The 23,385-nt window shown below is 69.9% G+C and carries 19 protein-coding genes and 1 tRNA gene; 18 read left to right on the forward strand and 2 right to left on the reverse strand.

Annotated features, from left to right (window positions below):
- Positions 1-118: 118 nt before the first annotated feature.
- The 15 genes from AB0873_RS27040 to AB0873_RS27110 all read left to right on the forward strand — a co-directional run bounded on the left by AB0873_RS27040 (position 119) and on the right by AB0873_RS27110 (position 19,133).
- Positions 119-1,042 carry an AAA family ATPase gene (locus AB0873_RS27040; protein WP_155332644.1) on the forward strand — a complete coding sequence of 308 codons (924 nt, stop codon included), beginning with the start codon at positions 119-121 and terminating at the stop codon, positions 1,040-1,042.
- Positions 1,043-1,137: 95 nt separating this feature from the next.
- Positions 1,138-2,178 carry a segregation/condensation protein A gene (locus AB0873_RS27045; RefSeq protein ID WP_366603148.1) on the forward strand — a complete coding sequence of 347 codons (1,041 nt, stop codon included), beginning with the start codon at positions 1,138-1,140 and terminating at the stop codon, positions 2,176-2,178.
- Positions 2,171-3,142: an SMC-Scp complex subunit ScpB gene (scpB, locus tag AB0873_RS27050; RefSeq protein WP_366603149.1), complete on the forward strand. Its 972-nt coding sequence runs from the start codon at positions 2,171-2,173 to the stop codon at positions 3,140-3,142. Before AB0873_RS27045 ends, scpB begins: the two co-directional genes overlap by 8 nt.
- Positions 3,129-3,899 (forward strand): pseudouridine synthase, encoded by a 771-nt coding sequence (locus AB0873_RS27055; protein ID WP_366603151.1) that lies wholly within the window; start codon positions 3,129-3,131, stop codon positions 3,897-3,899. Before scpB ends, AB0873_RS27055 begins: the two co-directional genes overlap by 14 nt.
- A 177-nt stretch (positions 3,900-4,076) precedes the next feature.
- Positions 4,077-4,757 (forward strand): (d)CMP kinase, encoded by a 681-nt coding sequence (cmk, locus tag AB0873_RS27060; RefSeq protein ID WP_366603152.1) that lies wholly within the window; start codon positions 4,077-4,079, stop codon positions 4,755-4,757.
- Positions 4,754-6,157 (forward strand): ribosome biogenesis GTPase Der, encoded by a 1,404-nt coding sequence (gene der / locus AB0873_RS27065; protein WP_366603153.1) that lies wholly within the window; start codon positions 4,754-4,756, stop codon positions 6,155-6,157. The genes cmk and der overlap by 4 nt, the downstream gene beginning before the upstream one ends.
- A gap of 160 nt (positions 6,158-6,317) precedes the next feature.
- Positions 6,318-6,391 (forward strand) — tRNA-Pro (locus tag AB0873_RS27070).
- A 119-nt stretch (positions 6,392-6,510) separates the two neighbouring features.
- Positions 6,511-7,656, forward strand: coding sequence for a tyrosine-type recombinase/integrase (locus AB0873_RS27075; RefSeq protein WP_366603154.1), 1,146 nt, complete (start codon positions 6,511-6,513; stop codon positions 7,654-7,656).
- A 179-nt stretch (positions 7,657-7,835) separates the two neighbouring features.
- Complete coding sequence (locus AB0873_RS27080) at positions 7,836-8,030, forward strand: helix-turn-helix domain-containing protein (protein ID WP_366603155.1); 195 nt, start codon at positions 7,836-7,838, stop codon at positions 8,028-8,030.
- Positions 8,031-9,886: 1,856 nt separating this feature from the next.
- On the forward strand, positions 9,887-13,270 hold the full coding sequence (locus AB0873_RS27085) for an AAA domain-containing protein (protein WP_366603156.1): 3,384 nt from the start codon (positions 9,887-9,889) through the stop codon (positions 13,268-13,270).
- Positions 13,267-15,078 carry a S1 RNA-binding domain-containing protein gene (locus AB0873_RS27090; RefSeq protein WP_366603157.1) on the forward strand — a complete coding sequence of 604 codons (1,812 nt, stop codon included), beginning with the start codon at positions 13,267-13,269 and terminating at the stop codon, positions 15,076-15,078. Before AB0873_RS27085 ends, AB0873_RS27090 begins: the two co-directional genes overlap by 4 nt.
- Positions 15,079-15,612: 534 nt before the next feature.
- Positions 15,613-16,029 (forward strand): hypothetical protein, encoded by a 417-nt coding sequence (locus AB0873_RS27095; protein WP_366603158.1) that lies wholly within the window; start codon positions 15,613-15,615, stop codon positions 16,027-16,029.
- Complete coding sequence (locus tag AB0873_RS27100; protein WP_366603160.1) at positions 16,026-17,465, forward strand: relaxase; 1,440 nt, start codon at positions 16,026-16,028, stop codon at positions 17,463-17,465. The genes AB0873_RS27095 and AB0873_RS27100 overlap by 4 nt, the downstream gene beginning before the upstream one ends.
- A 19-nt stretch (positions 17,466-17,484) precedes the next feature.
- Positions 17,485-18,627 (forward strand): hypothetical protein, encoded by a 1,143-nt coding sequence (locus AB0873_RS27105; RefSeq protein WP_366603162.1) that lies wholly within the window; start codon positions 17,485-17,487, stop codon positions 18,625-18,627.
- Positions 18,624-19,133 carry a DUF4913 domain-containing protein gene (locus tag AB0873_RS27110; protein ID WP_366603164.1) on the forward strand — a complete coding sequence of 170 codons (510 nt, stop codon included), beginning with the start codon at positions 18,624-18,626 and terminating at the stop codon, positions 19,131-19,133. Before AB0873_RS27105 ends, AB0873_RS27110 begins: the two co-directional genes overlap by 4 nt.
- A gap of 46 nt (positions 19,134-19,179) precedes the next feature.
- Here AB0873_RS27110 and AB0873_RS27115 read toward each other — a convergent pair whose 3' ends face one another.
- Complete coding sequence (locus AB0873_RS27115; RefSeq protein WP_366603166.1) at positions 19,180-20,649, reverse strand: hypothetical protein; 1,470 nt, start codon at positions 20,647-20,649, stop codon at positions 19,180-19,182.
- Positions 20,650-20,801: 152 nt separating this feature from the next.
- On the opposite strand from AB0873_RS27115, the gene AB0873_RS27120 reads away from it, so the two are divergent.
- The 3 genes from AB0873_RS27120 to AB0873_RS27130 are packed head-to-tail and all read left to right on the forward strand — an operon-like array spanning position 20,802 to position 22,226.
- Positions 20,802-21,110, forward strand: a complete 309-nt coding sequence (locus tag AB0873_RS27120) for a DUF6313 family protein (RefSeq protein ID WP_366603183.1) — start codon at positions 20,802-20,804, stop codon at positions 21,108-21,110.
- Positions 21,103-21,423: a DUF6313 family protein gene (locus AB0873_RS27125; protein WP_366603168.1), complete on the forward strand. Its 321-nt coding sequence runs from the start codon at positions 21,103-21,105 to the stop codon at positions 21,421-21,423. Before AB0873_RS27120 ends, AB0873_RS27125 begins: the two co-directional genes overlap by 8 nt.
- Positions 21,420-22,226 (forward strand): pentapeptide repeat-containing protein, encoded by an 807-nt coding sequence (locus AB0873_RS27130; protein ID WP_366603170.1) that lies wholly within the window; start codon positions 21,420-21,422, stop codon positions 22,224-22,226. Before AB0873_RS27125 ends, AB0873_RS27130 begins: the two co-directional genes overlap by 4 nt.
- Positions 22,227-22,306: 80 nt before the next feature.
- Here the strand turns inward: AB0873_RS27130 and AB0873_RS27135 are convergent, their stop codons facing one another.
- Positions 22,307-23,383 (reverse strand): toprim domain-containing protein, encoded by a 1,077-nt coding sequence (locus tag AB0873_RS27135; RefSeq protein ID WP_366603171.1) that lies wholly within the window; start codon positions 23,381-23,383, stop codon positions 22,307-22,309.
- Positions 23,384-23,385 lie beyond the last annotated feature (2 nt).

The following is a 23,385-nucleotide window of genomic DNA, read 5'->3' on the forward strand; positions in this document are numbered from 1 at the left end:
AGTCGGGTTCGGCGCGGACCTGGCGGGGCGACGCGGACGCAGGGTGCGCGGCGGCGCCGCGAAAGGGACGTCGGTCGACTCCGACGCCGGGTGGTCGTCGGGAGGGGGCAACGAGGACATGGCAGGCAACGGTGACCGTGCCGAGACCTGGACGTCGGAGCTCCGTGAGCAGCAGGCCACGCTCGGCGCGGATCTCGGCCCGGCCGATCCGGCCGCGTACACGATGCGCAAGCCGATCCCCGAGCCCATGCCGACCGACCGGCACGGCCCGGCGCGGATCATCGCGATGGCCAACCAGAAGGGCGGCGTCGGCAAGACCACGACGACCATCAACCTGGGCGCGGCGCTGGCCGAGTACGGCCGCAAGGTGCTGCTGGTCGACTTCGACCCGCAGGGCGCCCTCTCGGTGGGCCTCGGCGTCAACCCGCACAACCTGGACCTGTCGGTCTACAACCTGCTGATGCAGGACGACGTCACCGCCGAGGACGTGCTCATCAAGACCGACGTGGCCGGGCTGCACCTGCTCCCGGCCAACATCGACCTCTCCGCGGCCGAGATCCAGCTGGTCAACGAGGTCGCCCGGGAGATGGCCCTGGCCCGGGTGCTCAAGACCGTCCGCAAGGAGTACGACTTCATCCTGATCGACTGCCAGCCCTCCCTGGGCCTGCTGGCGATCAACGCGCTGACCGTCGCCCACGGGGTGCTCATCCCGCTGGAGTGCGAGTTCTTCAGCCTCCGCGGTGTGGCGCTGCTCCTGGACACCATCGACAAGGTGCGCGAGCGCCTCAACTTCGACCTGGAGCTCGAGGGCATCCTCGCCACCATGTACGACAGCCGCACCACCCACTGCCGGCAGGTGCTCCAGCGGGTGGTGGAGGCGTTCGGCGACAAGGTCTACCAGACGGTCATCACCAAGACGGTGAAGTTCCCCGAGTCCACCGTGGCCGGTGCGCCGATCACCACCCTCGACCCCGCCTCCTCGGGCGCGCGCAACTACCGCCAGCTCGCCCGCGAGGTGATCGCCGCCCAGGCGGAGCGCTAGCGCGTGTCGCGAGGCCCCGCCGCGGCCGGGCCGGGACGTCGACCCACGCCCTGGGCCGGACGCCGGGTGTCCGGGCCGTGGACTACGGTTTCCCGGTGACCGCACCGCCCCTCGACCCGCCGCACGGCGCCGACGATCCCGTGGCCGCCGCGGAACTGGCCGCCGAGGTCGACAACGTGGTGCCCGCCGACCCGGCGACCGTCGAGGAGACCACCGGTTTCACCGTCCGGCTGGCCAACTTCACCGGCCCGTTCGACCTGCTGCTGCAACTGATCAGCAAGCACAAGCTGGACGTCACCGAAGTGGCGCTGCACAAGGTCACCGACGAGTTCATCGCCTACCTCCGGGCGATGGGCGACCAGTGGGACCTGGACGAGACCAGCGAGTTCCTGCTCGTCGCCGCCACCCTGCTGGACCTGAAAGCGGCCCGGCTGCTGCCCGCCGCCGAGGTCGAGGACGAGGAGGACCTGGCGCTGCTGGAGGCGCGGGACCTGCTCTTCGCCCGGCTGCTGCAGTACAAGGCGTACAAGGAGGCGGCCGCCCACATCGGGGCCCTGGAGGAGGCCGGCGGGCGGCGCTGGCCGCGCGCGGTCACCCTGGAGCCCCGCTACGCGCAGGCCCTGCCCGACCTGGTGCTCGGCATCGGGCCGGAGCGGCTGCGGGCGCTCGCCGTGAAGGCGTTCACCCCGAAGCCGGCGCCCGAGGTGTCGATCGCCCACGTGCACATGGTCCGGGTGAGCGTCCGGGAGCACGCCGGGATCATCGCCGAGCGGCTGCGCCGGGCCGGCACCGCGACCTTCGCCGGCCTCTGCGCGGACTGCGAGGTCACCCTGGAGGTGGTGGCCCGGTTCCTCGCGCTGCTGGAGCTGTACCGGGAGGGCCTCGTCGCGTTCGTCCAGGACCAGGCCCTGGAGGAGCTGACCGTACGCTGGACCGGCCCCGCCGACGGCGACACCGACCTGGACATCGACGAGTACGCCGGCACCCCGTCCCCGTCGGCGGAGACGGCGACGGACGGGGCGGCGCCAGAGCCGGCCGGAACGGAATCCGGGCCCGGCGGCACGGATCCGGGACTGGCGGGGCGGGCCGGCGCGGCGGACGGGACGGGACCGACGGAGGACGAGCGGGATGAGTGACGAGGAACGCCGGGACTCCCTGGCCGACCAGGCCGCCGCCTGGATCCCGCCGTGGGAACGCCGCCCCGAACCACCAGCCGAGCCCGCCACCGACTCCGTTACGGCGCCGGCCGAGCCCGCCACCGAGCACGTCACCGAAGACCGTGGAGAGAAGCGGCCCTCGGAGGGGCCGGATCCTTCCGAGATCTCGGGGGAAGGCGCGCGCGCCGACCACGGCGCGGCCGCCGAGGAGGCCGCTGCGGGTGTGGGGGAGCCCGCTGGTGAGCAGCGGCGGCCGAGCGGGGACGCCGGGGAGCCGGTGGCGCCGACGGGCGAGGCCGGGAAGTCGGCGCCGGGCGGGGAGGCTGTCCGCGTACCCGACAGGGCGCCGCGACCCCGGCGGCGGGTGCCGGCGCCGCCGGAGCCGGCACCGGTCCTCGACGACGCGGAGCTGCGCGGCGCGCTGGAGGCGATCCTGCTGGTGGTGGACGAGCCGGTCGCCGAGGCGACCCTCGCCGACGTGCTGGAACAGCCGGCGGAGCGGATCGCGGCGATGCTGGCCGAGATCGCCGCGGGTTACACGGCGGCCGGCCACGGGTTCGAGCTGCGCCGGGCCGCGGGCGGCTGGCGGCTCTACACCCGGCAGGAATACGCGGGGTACGTGGAGCGGTTCGTCCTGGACGGGCAGTCCGTGCGGCTGACCCAGGCGGCGCTGGAGACCCTGGCCGTCGTCGCCTACAAGCAGCCGGTGACCCGCTCGCGGATCTCCGCCATCCGCGGGGTCAACTGCGACGGCGTGATCCGTACCCTGGTCTCCCGGGGGCTGGTCGAGGAGTGCGGCACCGAGACGGAGAGCGGCGCCCACCTCTACCGGACCACCACCCTTTTCCTGGAGAAGCTCGGGCTGGACAGCGTCGCCGACCTGCCGCCGCTGGCCCCGTTCCTCCCCGACGATGTGGAAGACCTTGCCGATGCCTCGCGATGACCGTGCCCCGAAGACCGACGCGCCCGTCTACACCGGGCCCGAGCGCCTCCAGAAGGTGCTCGCCGCCGCGGGCGTCGGCTCCCGGCGGGCCTGCGAGGACCTGATCTTCCGCCGGCGGGTGACGGTGAACGGCCGGGTCGCGCAGCTCGGCGACCGGGCCGACCCGACCCGCGACGTCATCCACGTCGACGGGCAGCGCCTCCAGGTGGACACCCGCCTCGTCTACCTCGCGATGAACAAGCCCCGCGGCGTGGTCTCGACGATGGCCGACGAGAAGGGGCGCACCGCGCTCGCCGACTTCCTCGGCAACCGGGTGGAGCAGCGGGTCTACCACGTGGGGCGGCTCGACGCCGACAGCGAGGGCCTGCTGCTGCTCACCAACGACGGCACGCTCGCGCACCGGCTCATGCACCCGTCATACGGGGTGCCGAAGACGTACCTGTGCCAGGTCACCGGGCCGATCCCGCGTAACCTCGGCAAGCGCCTCGCGGCCGGCGTGGAGCTGGAGGACGGCCCGGTGAGGGTGGACTCGTTCCGGGTGGTGGACACTCTGGGTAAGACCGCCCAGGTGGAGGTGACGCTGCACGAAGGGCGCAAGCACATCGTGCGGCGTCTGCTCGCCGAGGTCGGCCACCCGGTGTCGCGGCTGGTGCGGACCTCGATCGGGCCGATCCGGCTCGGCGACCTGCGCACCGGGCGCACCCGCCGGCTGACCAACGCGGAGGTCGCCGCGCTGTTCAAGGCCGTCGGCGACTGAGGCGGGCGGCGGCGGGTACCGCTGCCGGTAGGCTTCCGGCGGCTCCGCGCCGGTGGCGCGCGTCGCCTCGCGGCGGCGTGACGCCGGCGCACGGCGCGGTGCCGGGCATGATTGAAGGCAGTGTGTGGTTTCCGCTCGCGGGCAGGATCCGCGAGGTACGGACTGAGGAGGACGACGGTGGAGGAAGAGGCACGGACCGGGCGTTGCGTGGTCGCTGTGGACGGGCCGTCCGGTTCGGGTAAGTCCACCGTCTCGCGGCGCCTCGCGGTGCGCCTCGGCGCCCGCTACCTGGACACCGGCGCCATGTACCGGGCGATCACCTGGGCGGTGCTGCGCTCCGGCGTCGACCTGGCCGACGCCTCGGCGGTGGCCAAGGTCGCGGGCGAGACCGACCTGCGGATCGGCACCGAGCCCCAGGGGTACGGCGTGACCGCCGACGGCGTCGGCGTCGAGGTGGAGATCCGGGGTCCCGAGGTGACCGGGGCGGTCTCCGCCGTGGCCGCCGTCCCCGCGGTCCGCGCGCTGCTGGTCGCCCGGCAGCGGGAGATGATCGCCGCCGCCGGCCGGATCGTGGTGGAGGGGCGCGACATCGGCTCGGTGGTCGCCCCGGACGCCGACCTGAAGGTCTACCTGACCGCCTCCGAGTCCGCCCGCGCGGCCCGGCGCAGCGCCGAGGACGCCACCGACGTGGCCGCCACCGCGGCCGACCTGGCCCGCCGGGACCGGCTCGACTCGACCCGCACGGCCGACCCGCTGGCGCAGGCGCCGGACGCCGTGGTGCTGGACACCACCGAGCTGGGCATCGACGAGGTCGTGGCGCGCCTGCGTGACCTGCTGACCGAGCGGGGAGTGGCGTGAGCGAGCACGAAGGCTGGGTGGAGCTGCGGGAGCCGGACCTCGACGTCGAGGAGCCGACCGGCCCGCAGCCCGTGGTGGCCGTGGTCGGCCGTCCCAACGTGGGCAAGTCGACACTGGTCAACCGCATCATCGGCCGCCGCCAGGCGGTCGTCGAGGACGTCCCCGGGGTGACCCGGGACCGCGTGCCGTACGACGCGCAGTGGAACGGCCGGCAGTTCACCGTCGTGGACACCGGCGGTTGGGAGCCGGACGCGAAGGACCGGGCCGCCGCCATCGCCGCGCAGGCCGAGTCGGCGGTCGCCACCGCCGACGTGGTGCTGTTCGTGGTCGACGCCATGGTCGGCTCCACCGACGTCGACGAGGCGGCGGTGCGGATGCTGCGCCGCAGCGCCAAGCCGGTGATCCTGGTGGCGAACAAGGCCGACAACAGCTCGATCGAGATGGAGGCGACCTCGCTCTGGTCGCTCGGCCTCGGCGAGCCGCACCCGGTGTCCGCCCTGCACGGTCGCGGCTCCGGTGAGCTGCTCGACGCCATCCTGGAGGCGATGCCGGAGGCGCCGAAGATCGTCGAGCACCGGCCGCGCGGCCCGCGCCGCGTCGCCCTGGTCGGCCGGCCCAACGTCGGCAAGTCCAGCCTGCTCAACCGCTTCTCCGGGGAGGAGCGGGCGGTCGTCGACGCGGTCGCCGGCACCACCGTCGACCCGGTCGACAGTCTGGTCGAGATCGGCGGCGAGACCTGGCAGCTCGTCGACACCGCCGGCCTGCGCAAGCGGGTCGGCAAGGCCAGCGGCACCGAGTACTACGCGAGCCTGCGTACCTCGTCGGCCATCGAGGCCGCCGAGGTGGCCGTCGTGCTGCTCGACGCCGGCGAGGTCATCAGCGAGCAGGACCAGCGGATCCTGTCGATGGTCACCGAGGCCGGCCGCGCCCTGGTGATCGCCTTCAACAAGTGGGACCTGGTCGACGCCGACCGCCGGTACTACCTCGACAAGGAGATCGAGCGGGAGTTGCGCCGCATCCCCTGGGCGATCCGGCTCAACCTGTCGGCGAAGACCGGCCGCGCGGTCGACAAGCTCGCTCCGGCGCTGCGCAAGGCCCTGGCAAGCTGGGAGACCCGGGTGCCGACCGCGCAGCTCAACGCGTGGCTGACCGCGCTGGTTCAGGCCACCCCGCACCCGGTGCGCGGGGGACGGGCGCCGAAGATCCTCTTCGCCACCCAGGCCGGGGTGGCACCGCCCCGCTTCGTGCTGTTCACCAGCGGTCCGCTGGACGCCGGGTACCAGCGCTTCGTCGAGCGCAAGCTCCGCGAGGAGTTCGGCTTCGAGGGCAGCCCGATCGAGATTTCGGTACGCCCCCGCAAGAAGCTCGGCCCGGGCGGACGCGGCAAGGCACACGGCTGACCCTCGCTCCCACCTACCCTCCTAGGACGCTTTAGGGGTGGTGGGGTGGGTCGCCGGCAGCGCCGGTGACCCGACATGGCACGGGAGGGGCGAGTGCGACGCCAGGAAGATCGTGCGGTAAGCTGTACCGGCTGTCGCGGGGGAGACCGCGCGGGAGCATCGGGACGTGGCGCAGTTTGGTAGCGCACTTGACTGGGGGTCAAGGGGTCGTCGGTTCAAATCCGGCCGTCCCGACTGGTATTCACCAGCGGATATAGAAGATCGTTTGTGATCTTGCGGTAACGCTGGCGGTAACGGAGATCGCTTAGCGTGGGCAGTGCCCCCTGATCCCGTTACCGCGGAGGTGCAGCCCGATGGCTGTCTACAGCTACCGCCTCGCCAACGGCCAGACCCGCTGGTTCTTCATCATCGACCTCCCGCCCGACGCGAACGGGCGTCGCCGGCAGCACAAGCGGCAGGGGTTCCCCAACCAGGCCGCTGCGCTGAAGGCGGAGGACGAGGCGCGCGCCGCGTACGGGGGAGCGGACCTCGGCGCGGACGGCAGCGTTGCTGCCGAGCTGGAGAGCTGGCTCAACGAGCGCGAGTTGGACGTCCAAGAGACGACCCTCAGCAACTACCGGGACGTCATCCGCTGCTACGTGGTCCCGCACATCGGCGGGCGACAGCTCTACGCCCTCGACAAGCGGGTCATTCACGATCTCTACAAGAAGCTGCTCAAGAGTGGCGGCAAGAATGGCGGGCCGCTGTCGCCGACCACTGTCCGCATCGTGCACCGGATCCTGATGAAGGCGTTGGGCGACCTCGGCGTCAACGTCGACGGTGTACGGCAGCCCCGGCAGGCCGAGCGGGAGACGATGGGGCGTAAGGGCGTCTGGACGCCGGCGCAGTCGGCGAAGTTCCTCAAGTACCACGCCGACCACCGGCTGCGTGCCGCGTGGGTGCTGGCGATCGTCGTCGGTACGCGGCGGGGGGAGCTGGCGGGCCTCAAGTGGCCACGCGTCGACCTCGATCGCGGCGTGCTGCTGCTGCACTGGCAACGCACCACCACCAGCAACGGGGTGGTGGAGAAAGCGCCGAAGGGCAAGAGCAAGCGGGCGGTAGCGCTCGGGCCGGCGCTGGTAGCGGAGCTGCGCGCCCACCAGGAGCGCCAGGCCGTGGAGAAGGCTGACGCCGGCGTCCTGTACCACGACGGCGGTTACCTGTTCTGCCGCGAGGACGGGGAGCCGTACTACCCGAAGTACTTCACCGACCAGTGGGCGAAGGCGTGCGCTGACGCCGGGGTCCCGATGATCGCGCTGCACGACGCGCGGCACACCTCCGCTACGACCGGTGCTGACGCCGGTGTTCCGGAACATGTGATGCAGCGGCGGCTTGGTCACGCTGACAGCCGGACGACGCGGGAGGTCTACACCCACGTGCTGCCGGAGAGCGAGCGCAAGGCCGCGGAGCTGATGGAGGCGGTGCTCGGAGACGCAGCGACCTGGTCTCCCGCGGCGTAACCCGTGTTGGTAACACCCGCTCGCGCTGGCGGTTGATCACCTTCGGCAACGCAGCAGCTAAGGGGCCGACTGCACCGTGAGAGGGACGCCGGAACCGGCGTACTGACGACTGCGGGAGGGCGGGGACGATGTCAACCACAACGACAGGCGGACGCAAGGCGAGCCGGACGCAGGACCGGGTGTGGACGATCGAGGCGGTGCGGAACCTCGGGGTCACGACCGATGTGGAGACTGCGGCAGCGATCCTCGGTATCGGGCGCACCAAGGCCTACGCCCTGGCCAGGAACAATCAGTTTCCAGTGCGTCTCCTACGCGTCGGCCGGCGGTACCTGGTCCCCGTACAGGCGATCCTCAATTTGGTTGCCGTGGAGTAGCCGCCAAGGTCCGGCGGCTCGCTTAGGTCGGCCGAGTGCCCCTGCTGCCCGGCGGACTCATGTTCGCTCGATCATGGCAGAGACCGTAACCCTGGTTGATCACCTGCCCATCCTCCTCACTGCGACGGTGGCTATCCTTCAGCGATGCTGGCGCAGCGCCTGGCGGTGATCCGGTGACGACGTACCGACGTCGCGGGCATTGGCGTACAAGTTCGGGCGGCACTCGGCACTGAGTTAGCAATCACAAGGTGACCCGCTCGTCTGGCAGGCCCTCCGCGTCGCTTCGGCGGAGCTACGCGAGATCGTCTTCTACGGCGTCAGCGGTGACCCCGCGGACGCCTGCGGGCGCGTCCAGCAGTGCAGTGGGATGGATCAGCCCGAATGCGCGCTGCCCGATCTGCGACGCGGCGGTCTCCTTCTACGTCAACGAGCAAGGCAGCCGCGTCTTCTTCGACGACCTGGGACCGCCATGGCCCTACCGGCACGCAGCCGCTCCAGCGTCGACTCCTCGACCACACGGCGTAGCTCGACTCGGACGTCTCCGGTCGGCAAGTGTTTTCCCGGATTCGTCGGCCAGCTCGATGGCCTGTACCCCGTCGGGAAACTCCGAGCATCGAGACGCCTGGCACGGCCGCTCCGGCAGGGCTCATCGACCGTACGAGCGCGGCCATGCCGGTTCCGTTCAGTTCGGAGCCGTCGAGTGCCACGGTCGTGGACATCAGCTGTAAGTCGGCCGGGGTGAAAGGCTCAGCTAGCCCGCGTCCTTTATCGAAGGGCAGCAGCTCGGCGGGGGCGAAGGAGATCCCGGCGGCCTTGATTGGAGCGTCGATGCGGCGCATCCGCGGGGGATCAGCGCGGTCGTGTCCCGGCCCGGAAGTCGCGCCGCCGCGTCCTGCGCGAGATCGCCGGCGTCCTCACCGCCCGCAACGGGATCCGGCAAGGCTAGGGCGACAGCGGAGAGGAAGGCGGCTCGGACGGTCGGCTCAGGCACTGCGTGCCCGTCGCCGAACGCGCGCAGCGCTACGTCGTGAGTGCGCTGGCCCCGGCCAGCGTGGGAGCCGAGCCAGGTGACCAAGTCGACCGCTCCGGGCGCGGGCTGCGAGGAACTCCCGCCGAAGCCCTGCCTCATGGGCGTGTTCGCGGGAAGCAGACCCACGCGACGCCAGTGCTCGAGCTGCGTATCGGTCACTACGACTCCTTGTTTCCGGGCGTAGTCGATCAACGCCTGGTTCCCAAGGCTTGGTGGCTTCCCGGGCACGCCGCCGAAGATGCGCGGCTAAGTACCCACAGCCCCGCAAACTCATCCGGGTTAGGGACAGGCGGCGGTGTTCTCCTGATCGGGCCGCGGCCACTAGGGGCGCGGTGATCCCGGACGAAGGAGAGCCCGAACCATGTCTCGCCGCGGAACGCCACCCCGCAGGAAGCCGTCCCGCCGGCGTCTGCCTTCTGCTACCCCGAGCACGCGCCGAGCTGCCGGCCGCCGAACCTAACCGCCGCGGGCTTACCTGCCTGACGCCTGACCCAAGGGAAGGTGTCACACCCTGCTGATTACCTGTCGGCAGACCCGTCAAGGAGAAGTGTGTCCGATTGAACCCAAGGCTTGCTCCTGTGAAGCGGCGTGACCGTGCGTCACGGACAACTGCCGAAAAGTCGTGCCCTTGTCACCCCGAGCCGAACATCGGTGCCGACCGTCGCCGAACACCGCCAGCGCCGGGCAGGTCGCCAGCGGCAGACCCTTGCCCGCTGTTCCTGAAGGCCACGGATACCGCTCGGCGGACTCCAGACTCGGCGCCGTGGTCCAGTATCCTGAGCGGCCGGTCCGCACGAACAGGTCGTTCCTGGAAGGAGCGTGGGCGGTGCGTCTGATCGCCGGCCGGTATGCCGAGATCGCGAACACCCGTCGTGTTGGTGGTCAGGCGGAGGTCTTCGAAGCCGCCGACTTGCATCAGGGCGGCAGGCACGTGGCCGTGAAGCTGGTTCCCGCCACTTCCGATGAGATCTACCGCATCTACTTCGAGCGGGAGACCGCGGCGCACCACAAGCTGGACCACCCGAACATCGTGTCGCTGCTGGACAGCGGCACCGACCAGGGCCTGGGCGTGTACTACGTTGTGCTCAGCTGGGTGCCGGTGTCGCTCAAGGATTGGCTGACAACCGCGCCCGCGACTCCGGGCTGGGACGATGTTGCTGAGTTCATCGCTCTGCCGATGGCGTCGGCGTTGGCCCACGCACACTCGATGGCGGTGCTGCACCGCGACATCAAGCCCAGCAACGTGCTGTGGGACGGCGAAAAGCCGTTGCTCGCCGACTTCGCCCTGAGCAAGATCAAGGATCAACTCGCGGGCGCAACCGACGCGACGGTTGCCGGGATGACCAGCGCGCCGTGGGCGCCGCCGGACCTGGCTTCGCGCGGCTCGACCAGGTTCGACGTCTACAGCCTGGCCGCGACGCTGCTGCAATGCGTCACCGGCTGGGAGCTACGTGACCTGCCGGACATCACCCGAGCGCTCGATGAGGCCGACCTGCCGCCCGCCGTCCTGGCGCTGCTGCGGCGCTCCCTGGACGTCGATGCGGCGAAGCGGCCGGCCGATGGACAGCAGTTCTACCTCGAGCTGCAGGCCATCCAGGCGGCGCGCAGCGAAAACTGGCACGACCAGAAGGTGCTGTCGTTCGAGCTGTCCGGCACGGCGCGCCGATCATTGGAGGACGCCGGTGACGGACGCTCCGCCGAAACCGTCATCGTGGGGCTGCTCGGCGCGGCCACCTACGTACTGCCCCGGCTGAAGAACATCGCCGGGCGCACGATCCTCACCGCCGATGAGTTCCGCCTTATAGGCGACCAAGTCGAGTTGGTGCTCGTCTTCAAGAACCGCCACCAGCTGCTCTGTATCCGCGCGGAGATCAAGGACTTCGACGAGCTGGAACGCTGGCGCCAGAACGACGACGCGATCGTCCTGGACAGCCGCGACTTCACCTGGACGGCACTGCGGCCGACCAGCCTGCAAAGAGCCGCCGCAGCCGCCGACGAGCTGCACCTGCTGCTGGAAAAGGCTGTCCAGGACGCCGGTGATCGCCACAGCGACACCTTCAAGCAGGCACGGCTGACCAACTGGTCACAGCTGATCGAGGCCAAGGAAGCGCTGGAGAAACGCCTTGAGGAACCCATCAACTACACGCGGGTCAGCCGCGACGGCGCCCAGTTCGACGTAGAGACGACGACCCCGCTGACCGGCGCGTTCCTTGACCAGGAGCGCATGGCCCGCCCCGTCGACGAGCCCGCGGTTCGGGGGGTTGCGGTGACAATCGCCGAGGTCGACGGCACGGACATCACAGTGCGGGCGACCCGGCCCGGCGCCGACCTACCTGCCCACGGTGTGCTGGTGCGCGACCGCACCCCGTCGCAGGCCGCGATCCGTCGGCAGAAGACTGCGCTCGCCGCCCTGCGCGACGGCAGCTCCGCCCGCCCGCACCTGCGTGAGCTGGTGCTGGACCCGTCAGTGGCAAGCACGCCGGAGCCGGTGGCGTTCGAGCCGCTGCGCCCGGACTTCGACGACGACAAGAAACTTGCCGTCGCGCACGCGCTCGGCTCGCCGGACCTGTTCCTCGTCCAAGGCCCGCCAGGCACGGGCAAAACCTCGTTCATCGCCGAACTCGTTCACCAGCACCTCGCCGCACGGCCCGGCGACAAGATCCTGCTGGTCAGTCAGATGCACGTCGCCATCGACAACGCGGTCACCCGGCTGTACCGCTCCGGCGTCACCTCGGTCGTGCGTCTGTCGAGCCGCGACGACAACGTCGACCCGGACGCCGCCCACCTACTGCTGTCGAACAAGCTGCGCGCGTGGGCAGACGAGATCCGCGCTCGCGCCCGCACCGGCATGGCCGCGTTGGCCGATCGCGAGGGTGTGCACATCGACCATCTGTCCCTCGCACTTCGTGCTGAGGAAGCCCTGGCCACACTGCGGCAGAAGACCGAGACCGCCGAGCTGCTTGGCCCGCTTGATGACGACGACCGGCTCGACAACGAAGACCTGCCCGAGGAACGTGCCGAGCTGCTGGCGGACTATCTGCGCGCCGTCGAGCGCGCCGACACCGCCGCCGCTGAAGTCCGCACCGCAGCCACGGCCCTCGAGGTCGCCGTCCCGTACGAGCTCGGGGAACCGGAGCTGGAGAAGCTCGTCGCCGGTCTACTGGACGGGCCCGGTGCCGGACCGCGGCTGCGGGAACTGCTGCGGACCCAAGGCGACTGGCTGGCCAGCCTCAACGACCCGCAGACCGCTGAACCGATGTTCCTGCCCACTCAAAGCGTGGTCGCCGGGACCTGCATGGGCTTCTTGGCCAACCCGCACATCCAAGACATGCAGTTCGACCTGTGCATCATCGACGAGGCGTCCCGGGCCACCGCCCCTGAACTGCTGGTGCCGATGACCCGAGCCAAGCGGTGGGTGATGGTGGGCGACACCCAGCAACTCCCACCCATGGTGGAGGAGGTCTTTGAGCATCGTGACCTGGTCGACACCTTCGACTTGGACAAGATGTTCCTCACCTCGTCGCTGTTCGACATCCTGCTCGGCGAGGCACCGCCGGCCTGCACGGCCAGTCTGGTCACCCAGCACCGCATGGCCGAACCGATCGGCGAGCTGATCTCGCAGGTCTTTTACGCCGGCACCCTCGTGCACGACCCCGTACCGGTCCTGGCACCCGAGTCCGTTGACGACAGCGACCGGCTGGTGTGGTTCTCCACCAGCCGACGCACCAACCGCCGCGAGGATGCCCGCCACGCCGGCAGCGTGAGCACGTCGAACAAGCTCGAGGCGGCGAAGGCCGCCGACCTCGTCGCGCGTCTCGACACCGATGTCCAAGCCGGCAAGTACGCCCGCACCGACGGCGGCAAGCTGGAAGTGCTGATCCTCACCGGATACCGCCGGCAATGCACCGAGATCGAACGCGCGCTCCGGCGCCTCACCCTGCAGCACGTCGCCGTGCAGGTCAAGACTGTGGACGCGGTCCAAGGACGCGAAGCCGACGCGGTCATCTTCTCCGTCACCCGCAGCAACCTCAGCGGCGAACTCGGCTTCCTCGCCGACCAATACCAGGGCCGCGTCAACGTTGCCCTGTCCCGCGCCCGGGAACTGCTCTGGATCGTCGGCGACTCCGAGTTCTGCAGCAGCAAACAAGGCCCCCTCAACCGGGTACTTACCCACATCACGACCACCGGCGGAAGGGTGCAGTACCTGTGAGCCGCGACATCTTCGCCGACGCCGCACGCCGCCACGCCCACGCGCTGCCGGGACACACCCTGCTCGCCGCGGAGCCATGCGCCATCCCCGCCTCCGTGCTGACCGTCGACGTTCTGGCCGAGCAGTCCGAAGACCTCGAAGCGGGCCAGAAGTACACCCTGCGCGCCCTGCTCGGCGGCATCGACACCGTCGAAGACCTGCAACTGTTTCTCGGCCTCAACGACGGCGACACCGGCCGCGCCGTCGCCGGACTCCTCCTCGCCGAGTACATCAGCTATCAGCCACCCGCCGACGGCGGCCTGCGGCGCCTGCAGCTGCTGCCCGCCGGGCAGGAAGCCGCCCGCGACGCCCAGCTACGCCGCCCGATGCCCACCACCATGCCGGTCGTCTACGACCGCCTCACCGGCACCGTGACCGACTGGCGACGCAACTCCCTGCGCCGCTCCAACCAGGCGAAAGCCGATCCCGGGCGCCTCTTGCTGCCACCGGCGAGCAGCATGCCGGTCCGCGCCGTCGACCTCAGCCTCGCCGCGCTCACCAGCACCCTGGACCCGCGCAGCCGCGACGGGGCACGCCTGCTCGGGATCAGCGGCGTCACCGAGAACCGCAACTTCTACCACGACGCCATCCTGCTCGTCTTCACCGACGATGAGACCCGCCAGATACGCCTCGGCGTCGACGTCGACGGCAAGTGGAGCGAACCGCACACCGCCGCGCTGGAGAGCATCGGCGCCGTCGAACGCCTGCGGTTGTCGGCCGCACCGGTCGAACACCCCCACGCACCCGTCACCGACCCTGGCAAGCGGCTGAGCAAAGCAGAAGTCCTCGCCCTCCAAGCGGGCGGAGACGATCCGGACGGCGACGGTGCGAATGCCGCCTTGAACCGGGCGGCGATCCGCTGGCTGGGCGTGTACGAACACCCAGCATGGCTCGACGACGCCCTCGCCACCTCACGGCGCCGGCTGCTCATCAGCAGCCCACAGATCCGCACGGCCGTCACGTCCAGCCGGTGGATCCGTGCGCTGGAGAAGCTGGCCCGCACTGTCGACGTGACGATCGTGTGGGGCCCAGGTGACAACGATGGAACCGATCAGGAAGCCCTCGACGCTCTGCACGCCGCCGCCCGCCGCGCCAACCGCCTCGCCGTCGTGCGGATCGCCACCACCCCGGCGAAAATGCTGATCAGCGACAGCTACTACATCACCACCAACTTCAACTGGCTGTCCTTCCGCGGCGAGCCGTCACGCATCTACCGCCCAGACGACGGCGAACTCGTCCAGGACGATGCACTCACCGACCGCGCCTACGACACCTACCTGACCGAGGCATGCGCCCACGCGGTCGAGGTGGTCGGCACCCTTCCCGCCAAATACCGCGCCGAGGCCGGGCCCGGCTCTGACGCCACCCAAACGAACCAACGCCTCGCACCGAGCAGCGGTATCAAACAGGAGGCCTGGCGGCCCACGGCGCCATCAAGGGCAGAACGACGCCGGGCAGCACTCAGCAAGCTCGCAGCAGGTCAAACCGTCGCAGGACCGGTGAAGCGACTGACGCCTTTCGGTGCCTTCGTCACCTTGGGCGAGATCGACGGCTTGATCCACATCTCACAGATGGCAGACCACCGTGTCGAGCACCCGTCCGAGGTCGTCAACGTGGGTGAGACGGTCACCGTGCAGATCCTCGACGTCGATATCGCGCGCGAGCGGGTATCGCTGTCGCTGAAGGCGGCGACCTCAGCCAGCTCTGAACCGAGCCGGCCGGGACCTGAGGCGCCAGCCTCGCCCTCGAAGACACGTCGTTCCCGCTGATGCAGCCCTGCCCGGCTGCGGGCTGCTGCCGGGCTCACGCGGAGGCCGACCGGCAAACGGCGCAGCCTGGTGGCCAGTGCGCGCCTGGTGGACGAAGCAAGATATGGCCATTGCTTATCCATCTGCGACCGGGCGCGGTCGCAGATCGGCAATTGAGGAGGCCCGCCCGCCGCAGCGGCCCGTGCTGGCGACTACCCCTACTACCGCGCCGCTTCCGCTCCTCGCCGCTGCGCGGCTGCGGTGCGGGTCGGCTTGCTATCGAATCACGACCGCAGCGCTCGCTGAGAACCGCAACGACGCCGGCAGGTCGGGCAAGCGCAAGCATGGCCTCCCCAGGCCACGACCCCCAGGCGCCGCCTCAATCGATCCATGCCGACAGCTGCCTGATGCTCAGAGGCATGGGCGGGTACGGGGAACGAGCACGTTCAGCGTTTGCGTTCGGCACACGAAACCCGTACGCCGAGGGTACGGCTGGTGTTGGTAGCCCGCAGGTGTTCACGTCGCCGGCAACACCCGGGGTGCACAGTGGCGGCGATGGACAGCGATCAGCCCGCCCGGCCCAGCAAGGTGCGACACCGTGCCCACCGTCGGCCGGCCCGTCCGCACGCGGTGCTGCTCCGGCTGTCCGACGAGGAGAAGGCCGCGATCGAGGTTGCGGCCGCGGCCGCACAGCTGACTCCAACGGGCTACGCGGCGAAGGCCGCCGTCGCCGCCGCGTCCGCCGGGCAGGCACCAGGTGGCACCCCTGGCGACCTACGCGACCTGCAGCACGAGCTGTTCGCCGCCCGCCGGGCCGTGGTGATGTTCGGCAACAACGTCAACCAGGCCGCTGCGGCGTTCAACGCCACCGGCCAGCTGCCGGACTGGGCCTCCGAAGCCGTCTGCTTGTGTGCGGCCGCGGTGGCCCGGCTCGACGAGGTGATCTCCTTGATCGATAGGCGGCTTCGGTGATCACGCGGGTGCACCGGCGCGGCTCGCGGGTCGGCGGGCTGCTGCGCTACCTGTGGGGCCCGGGCAAGGCGGAAGAACACACCAATCCGCGTCTGGTGGCCGCCTGGGACGGCGCGGGCCCCCTGACGGACCTCGAGCCCAAGGTCACCACCACCGGCAAGCGCGACTTTCGCTCGCTGACCGCGTTGCTGGAGCAGCCGGTACGCGCCGGTTACCGGCCGCCGAAGAAGTTTGTCTGGCACGCCAGCATGCGCCTCGCGCCCGAAGACCGACACCGCACGATCAGCGACTCGACCTGGGCGAACATGGCGGTGCAGATGCTCACCGAGGTCGGGATCGCCACCGCCGCAACCGATGCGGGCCTGCGGTGGATCGCCATGCGGCACGCCGACGACCACGTGCACATCGTCGCCACCCTGGTGCGGGAGGACGGCCGCACCAACTGGATGCGCAACGACTACCCGCGCTGCGTCAAGGCCACCTACAACGTCGCCCGCCGCTACAACCTGCATCGCCGGGTCCCGCCGGCTGACCGCACCGCCCGCCGCCGCCCGCACCCGGTCGAGGTCAGCAAGGCCCGTCGCACCGGCCGCGCGCAGACTCCCCGGGACGAGCTGCGCCGGCGCGTACGCAAGGCCGTGGCCGCCGCCGGCGCCGAGGAGGAGTTCTTCGCCCGGCTACGCGAGGATGGGGTGCTGGTCCGACTCCGCCACAGCAGCACCGATCCTGAGAAGGTCACAGGGTATGCGGTGGCGCTTCCCGGCGCACGCACCGCCAGCGGGCAGCCGGTGTACTTCGGCGGAGGCCGGTTGGCGCCTGACATGACCCTGCCGAAGCTACGGCTGCGGTGGAGCAGCTCGACGCCGCTGACGGCGGCGCCGACGGTCGGCCGCGCCGAGCGCGTCGAGGCGATGCGCCAGGCCGCCAAGGTGGTCACTGCGGCTGCCGGCGATATCCGGCGCGATGCCCACGCAGCGCCTGGACAAGCGCAGGCCATTGCGGTCGCTGCGGCAGACCTGCTTACCAGCCTGGCGTACGCGGTGGAGGGTGACCGGCGCGGGCCGCTACACCGGGCAGGCGAGGTGTTCGACCGGGCGGCCCGGGACCTGTACGGGCGGGTCCGTCCGTCCACCAGTCGCTCGCAGGAGATGCGGGCCATGTCGCGGCTGGTAGCGCTCATGGGCCGCATCTCCGGCGACGACGATGCGATCGCCGCGCTCGCGTTGGTGATGGAGTTGGCCCGGCTCGCCGACGCTCTTGAGCAGTTGCGGCAGGCCCAGCAGCGCCTTCACCAGGCTGAGGCGGCCCGGGCTGCGGCCGACGGGCTGCGGGTGGTAGCGGGCGGCCGGCAACCGGTGGTAACGCTGCCGCTAACTGTCACGCCAACTCCAGAGCCGACAGTGGGAGGCGGCCGGCGTGCTGCGCGCGGCCGTTGAGCGGGCAAGGGAGGCGAAGGTGACGCACCCGCAGCAACACGACGACCCGATCGCGGAGACCCGCCAGCAGTTCCTGCAAGGGCTGGCGACGATGGCGACCGTCGGCGAGGCCGGCGCCCGCTGGGCGGCCGTCGGCATCCAGAACAAGGCCGCCGATCGGGAACGCCAGGCCCGACGTGACCAGGCCGCTGGGAAGGCCCGCCGTGAAGCCGATCGACTGGCAGCGAAGGTACGCGCGGACCGCGAACGGATGGCGGCGTCGCTGGACGGCGACTGGCTGGTCAACAAGGCCACCTTCGTCGAGGCCGCCGCCGTGTGGCGGACCGCGACGATCCACGCCGGCACCGACCCGGTAGCCCGGCGGGTAGCAGAGTTCGCCGAGCATCGCCTGCGCCGGTTCCGCCCGGACCTGATGGCCGTCTACGAACGCCACCGGCAGGGCGGAACTCCGACTCCGGAGGCCATGCGTGCCGCAGCTCGGGAGGTGTGGGAGAGCGATGCCCGTGCCGGCCACCGCCAGCACGGCGCTCGCGCCCACGGCGGTACACCAGCTCGGCCGGGGATAGCCCAGGACGGGCCAGCCGCGCTTCCGCCGGGTGGCAGTGCGCTGGTCGACGACTTCGACGCCGCTGTCCGACAAGAGGCAATGAACCTGGCGCAGCACGTACGGCCCGAAGCCCTCGACGAACTACAGCGTCAGTGGCGGGCCAGTGGCAGGCTTCCCGCAGGTGAACCGGTGCAGCTACTTCGCGACCTCGCAGCGGAGATGAACCAGGCCATCAGGGCCGGCGAAGCTGACGGGCAGCCGGTCGAAGCAATCCGCTTAGCGCAGGGCCACGTGGAGAAGGCCTTGGCCCGCGATCTGCAACGCCGGGCGGCTGCCGAGCGGGGCGAGGGGGTCCGCGACGGCGGGACGGTCGACAACCCTCGTACCTCAACTGATGAGCAGGCAGCCGGACAGTCGGCGAGCGTGCTCCGCGACAACAATGCCGATCACACCGTCGCCACCGCGGCTGCGCTCCACCACGTTGACACGCTCGCGACGCCGGCTTGGACGCAGGCCTTCCCGAAGCTTCGCGTAGCCCAGGTCAACCCGAAGGTCACTGCGATGCAACCGGCGGCAGCGGTAACCGCGCTGCCGACGCGGGGCAGGACACGATGACGGCCACCACGTCACCGCAGACCCGCAACGACGCGGTTAGCGAGCTTGACGAACTCGCTGCCGAGGTGGCGAGACTTGCGGCCGGGGTGGCCGACCTCCAGCAGGCCCAAGCCGAACGCGCCCAGGCCGGCGACGGGCATGAGCAGCCGCCGCTGTACTCGACGGTCGAGCAGTGGGTGACCAAGTACCTGCTGCCGACCTTCCCGCGTCCGGTCGGCGAAGTCGGGCTGACGCGGTGGCACTGGTGCGAGCAGTGGTGGCGCCACGACGAAGCGGTAACCCGGCTGACGGCCCTGTGGTACGGCTGGGAGCAGGCGCGACTGGCGATGAGCGGCATGCTTCCCTGGCTGCGGGAGCTCGACCACCAGCTGCCCATCCTGTGCGGCGACGACGGACCCTTCCGCAACTGCGTCGTGGGCGGCGACCTCGGAGAGACGCGACACTACTCGTCTCCTGAGATGCCAGCCGTACCCGCGCCAGAAAACTGGTGGAATTGGTGGGACTGACACCGCGCGGACGACTTGACCGCACTCCTTTCCCGCGGTTTCACCCTCAACTGGTGCCAGGACTCGGGCGGCCCTTCATTGGCGCTGGCCTAGCGGACCGAGCCCGCTCCAGCTCCGTCCGGGTGAAGACGGTTCCGTCCGGGTGCTTGATCTCGAAGAGCTCTTCAAGGCCCGCCGGCCCGTCGACCTCGACGATAGCAGGCGACGAGATGTCGTCTAGGAGCCGATCGACCAGGGCAGCCAGCATGCTCGGCCCAGTCCCGCTGTACCCCCAGGACACGCCGCCGTAGTCGCCGAGCGGAGCGAGGAACAGGCGGTGGTCTGCCGTCCGGATCCACACCTCGTCGTCGAGGATGAGCTCGCTCAGAGGCGAGTCGGTTGGTAGCACGAACGGTACTGATGTGAGGTATTCATCTTCATCGATGCGTACTGCTGGCGCGCCGGTAGCCGGATCTTCCAGGTAGATTAGAGAGGGCCCTTCGCGGTAGGACAGCGCCGCGTGCGCAGCGGTCCGGCTAGCTGGCACCAGCATGGCGGTCCACTCGAAGACGGTAGCGGCGAGCTCCGGTGACAGCCGGGCCGTCTGCGGAAAAGGCGTATCCCGTCCGCCGGTGTACATGCCTTCCGCCATGACGCAAGCGATCGCAAGCTCGTCGTCTCGTTGCAGGATCTCCTTCCAGGCCATCCGCCGAACATCCTTCGGAACGTCGGAGGCTTGGGCGGTTGGCGTGACCAGCGGCCGGGAGGCGAGAGCGATGTGTTCCCGGTCGTCACACTTTTCGAACAGGCTGATGTCCATCTCGGCCGACGCGGTTGCCCTCGATTGCGCTTCACGAGCGAGGCTGACTAGTGTGCGGCGGACGGGGGTCTCGCCGTCCTCAAGCGCGGCCAGTAGCAACCATGGGGTGATGTCGACGTCGGCGGGGGCGGCCACGGTTACGGTGGGGTCACCAGGCTTCCACTCCAGCATCCGCTTGGGATCGCGCAAGCTCGTAAGCCAGTACGGTGCCTGCATGCCAAGGAACCTGCGCAGGTCGGCCCACGTGATCGGAATCCGCCGCCCAGGACTGACACCCAGCACCGACTCCAGCGCTGGCCCGTGGAAACCCCAGTCCGGCCAGACCACACAGATTGCGTACGAGTCCGTGGGAAGCCACTGGGCGGCCGTAGCGGGATCAGTGTGCGCAGCGTTCACCGGTGGGTAAACAAGATGCAGATCACCGACCGCGGTGGCCCAGGTCATCACGATGTGCTGGCCGTCGAGCGCGGACGCTCCGACATAGTGCGCCGGGTGGGCCGGTGCCCGGTGATACTTGGGTGCGGCGATACGAGCCGTTCCTGCATCGTCTTGAGTGGCCGCCCAGCGCTGGAAGTCGGCGTTTTTCCACACACCGGACGCAACTGAACCTGGGAACTTCGGATCGGACTTGATCAGCGACTGTGTCTGCCGCTTCGACCGGCCAAGCAGCGCCGCGATCTCTGCGAGCGTTAGCCTGGTCTCGTCCTCGCTCGGCATGAAGATCGGCCTCCGGCGCATGGTCGAATGTGGCTCGTCGGCCGCCGGTTCGGTAGCCTTATCCAGTGCCGACCCAATCAGTGGGTAGTTTAGACCTGCCACCGCCGCCCAAGGAACGCCTATGGGAGCGGATACGGCGGTCGCGCCGCTCGATGCGCCGCCATGGTGGACTTCGCTTCTGGATCTGGTCCTGGGGCCTGGGCATTGTGGCTCTGATGGCGGCCCTCTACATCGTTAACGGGTTTTGCATCGGATGGCAGAAGGCGTACGACGTCACCATCGGCATCACCTCACCGGGGCAGGTCGCATTCTCCTACCTTGCCTGGCCCCTCTCGCTCGCCGGATGGCTTGTCGGTCCGGCAGTCGCAGGCGCGGTCGCGGGCTGGGTTGTGAACAACTCCATCTCGTCTCGGCGCACGGCGACACCCCTACGCGTGCTCGGTGGCGAGGACGATGCCTGACTTGATCCCACGGTTGCAGGACCTAGTCTTCACCAAGGGCCATATTGCTGTACGGGAAGGGTTCGCCGCCTCCTTCGTCAAACTGCACGGAGACGACTGGCGACAAGCCCAGGACCATTGGGAACGCATAGTCGCCCACGTGCTCGACAGCACCGCCGTGGACAAGAACGCGTCAGGGTCCGAGGCGATCCGGCAAGCTGTACTCGGCGCCGTCGCGGTTCTCGACCAACCCCCACTGAGGAATCGGTGCCCGATCTGTGTATCTCCCGGATTGGGGCCGCGACCACGTCGGCGAGAACGGAGTCGAGCATGAGCGACGACACGCGCCGGGAGTTCTTCGACGTGGCGGTCGAGTTGCTCGCTGCCGCGTACCCAGAGGCGGACGACGTATGGACGGCACGGCACGCAATGCTGTCCGTTGTCGCGGCACAGCGTTCAGGCCTCGAGCCAGACGTCCCGCCCGGCCGCGGGTGGCGGAGTGTGGACCTGGGCGGCGCCGACCTGACAGGCGCCAGGCTGCCCGGCCTCGATCTGGCCGGGGCGGACCTGACCTCGGCCGACCTCAGCGGAGCGACGGTGCGCCACGCTGACCTGCGAGGAGCCAGACTCGAGGACGCAGCAATGCGGGAAAGCGATTTGTCTGCCGCGAACCTGCGTGCAGCGAGCCTGATCCGAGCGGTCGCGCCCGGTGCCACCTTCCACGACGCGGACCTCCGGAACGCGCGGCTCGACCGGGCGAATCTCTCCGACTCGACGTTCGAGAATGCCAAGCTCGGCCGAGCCAGGTTCGAGAATGCCAATCTGGCGGGAGCGCGGTTGACCGGGGCGGATCTGAGCTGGGCGAACCTGCGGGGTGCAGACCTGACCGGTGCCGACCTGGCCAGAGCAGATCTCCGGCATGCCGCCTGCGAAGGTGCTCGCTTGGTCGGCGCCGACTTGGCAACCAGCGATCTGAACGAGGCTGGCCTTACGTCGGCTCTTTGGTCGGCGGGAACGCGGTGGCCGCCGACGCTGCGCGAAACCATCCGGGAGCGGTCCGAGGAGATCTCGCCCGGCATCTTCAAGGTGCGAAGTGATCTGCAGTTTCAAGTCACTCCAATGAGCAGAATCACCTAGGACTGGAGTCCGGCTAGATAGATGGCCGCCGCATGGTCGCAAGCGATCAGGTAGACCTCGTTAATTCTTGCTTTCAGGCATCACCTGGTTTTCAAAGCAGCCCCGGCAGGCGTACGGATGTGGTGTAGCCCGTCTTCCAGGTGCGCGATCGCGGCGATCGCGACCGTGTCTACGCCAACCCCGGTGACGGCGACGATGCGCCGGGCGACTCGGAATGCCGTATCCGGGCTCGTCGCCTCGAACAAGAGCGGCACCAGGATGCGCACCGCGGCGCACCTGCCGTCGATGTCCTCGAGCAGCCGAGGATGCCGCTCGACGAGCTGAGCGAGGCGGTGTTCGACCACCGCGTCGAGCATGGGCCGCGCCCGCCGCTGCAATGCGGCCCGCAGCTGAGCCCTGCCGTCCGGTCGGCGCAGCAGGTCTGCAGGGTCGGCGCCGGCGCTGAATTCAGCTGCCAGCAGCTGGCCGGGAGGACGCGGGTGCCGGAGCAACTGCCACGCGCGGTCCACCCCAGTCCGACCCGCCGGGTCGGCGTCGAAGGCCGCGACGATGCCCTGTGCGGCGCCGGGCAGCTCTCGCAGGATCGCGGCCTGAGCGGAGGTAAGCATGGTGCCGCACGGCGCTAGAGCGACCGCTCCAGGACGCCCGGACCGGGTGTAGGACAGCCATACAGCGAGGACATCGGCGGGCCCTTCGACCAGGACCGGCGTCCAGCGAGCGCTGAGGCGCTCCTGTTGCTCCGCGACGCCGAACAGCAGGTGTCCCTTGTCGTAGATCGTGGTCTTTGGGCTGTTGATGTATTTGGGCACGCCCTCGCCAACACCAGGTCGCGAGCGGCCGAGGAACGCCACCACGTGGCCGGTCGGGTCGCGTACCGGGAACATGACTCGGTCGCGGAACACGTCGATGAGCCGGTCCGGTTCCGCCCGCGTGCGGATCGCCAGTCCTGCGCCCACGAGCTCTTCCGCAGTGAAGCCGGCGGCACGCAGGTGGTTGATCAGCGAGTTCCAGCCGGGTGGGGCGTATCCGATCCGCCACGGCCACTCTCGCTGCACGAGGATCCCGAGACCGCGTTGGGCGAGATAGGCGCGGGGGCCGTCGGCGCGTTCGAGTTGGGCGCGGTAGTACGCCACTGCGGCGTCGACGGCCGCCAACAAGC

The sequence above is a fragment of the Micromonospora sp. NPDC047707 genome, assembly GCF_040704235.1.
In the GTDB taxonomy this organism is placed as follows: domain Bacteria; phylum Actinomycetota; class Actinomycetes; order Mycobacteriales; family Micromonosporaceae; genus Micromonospora.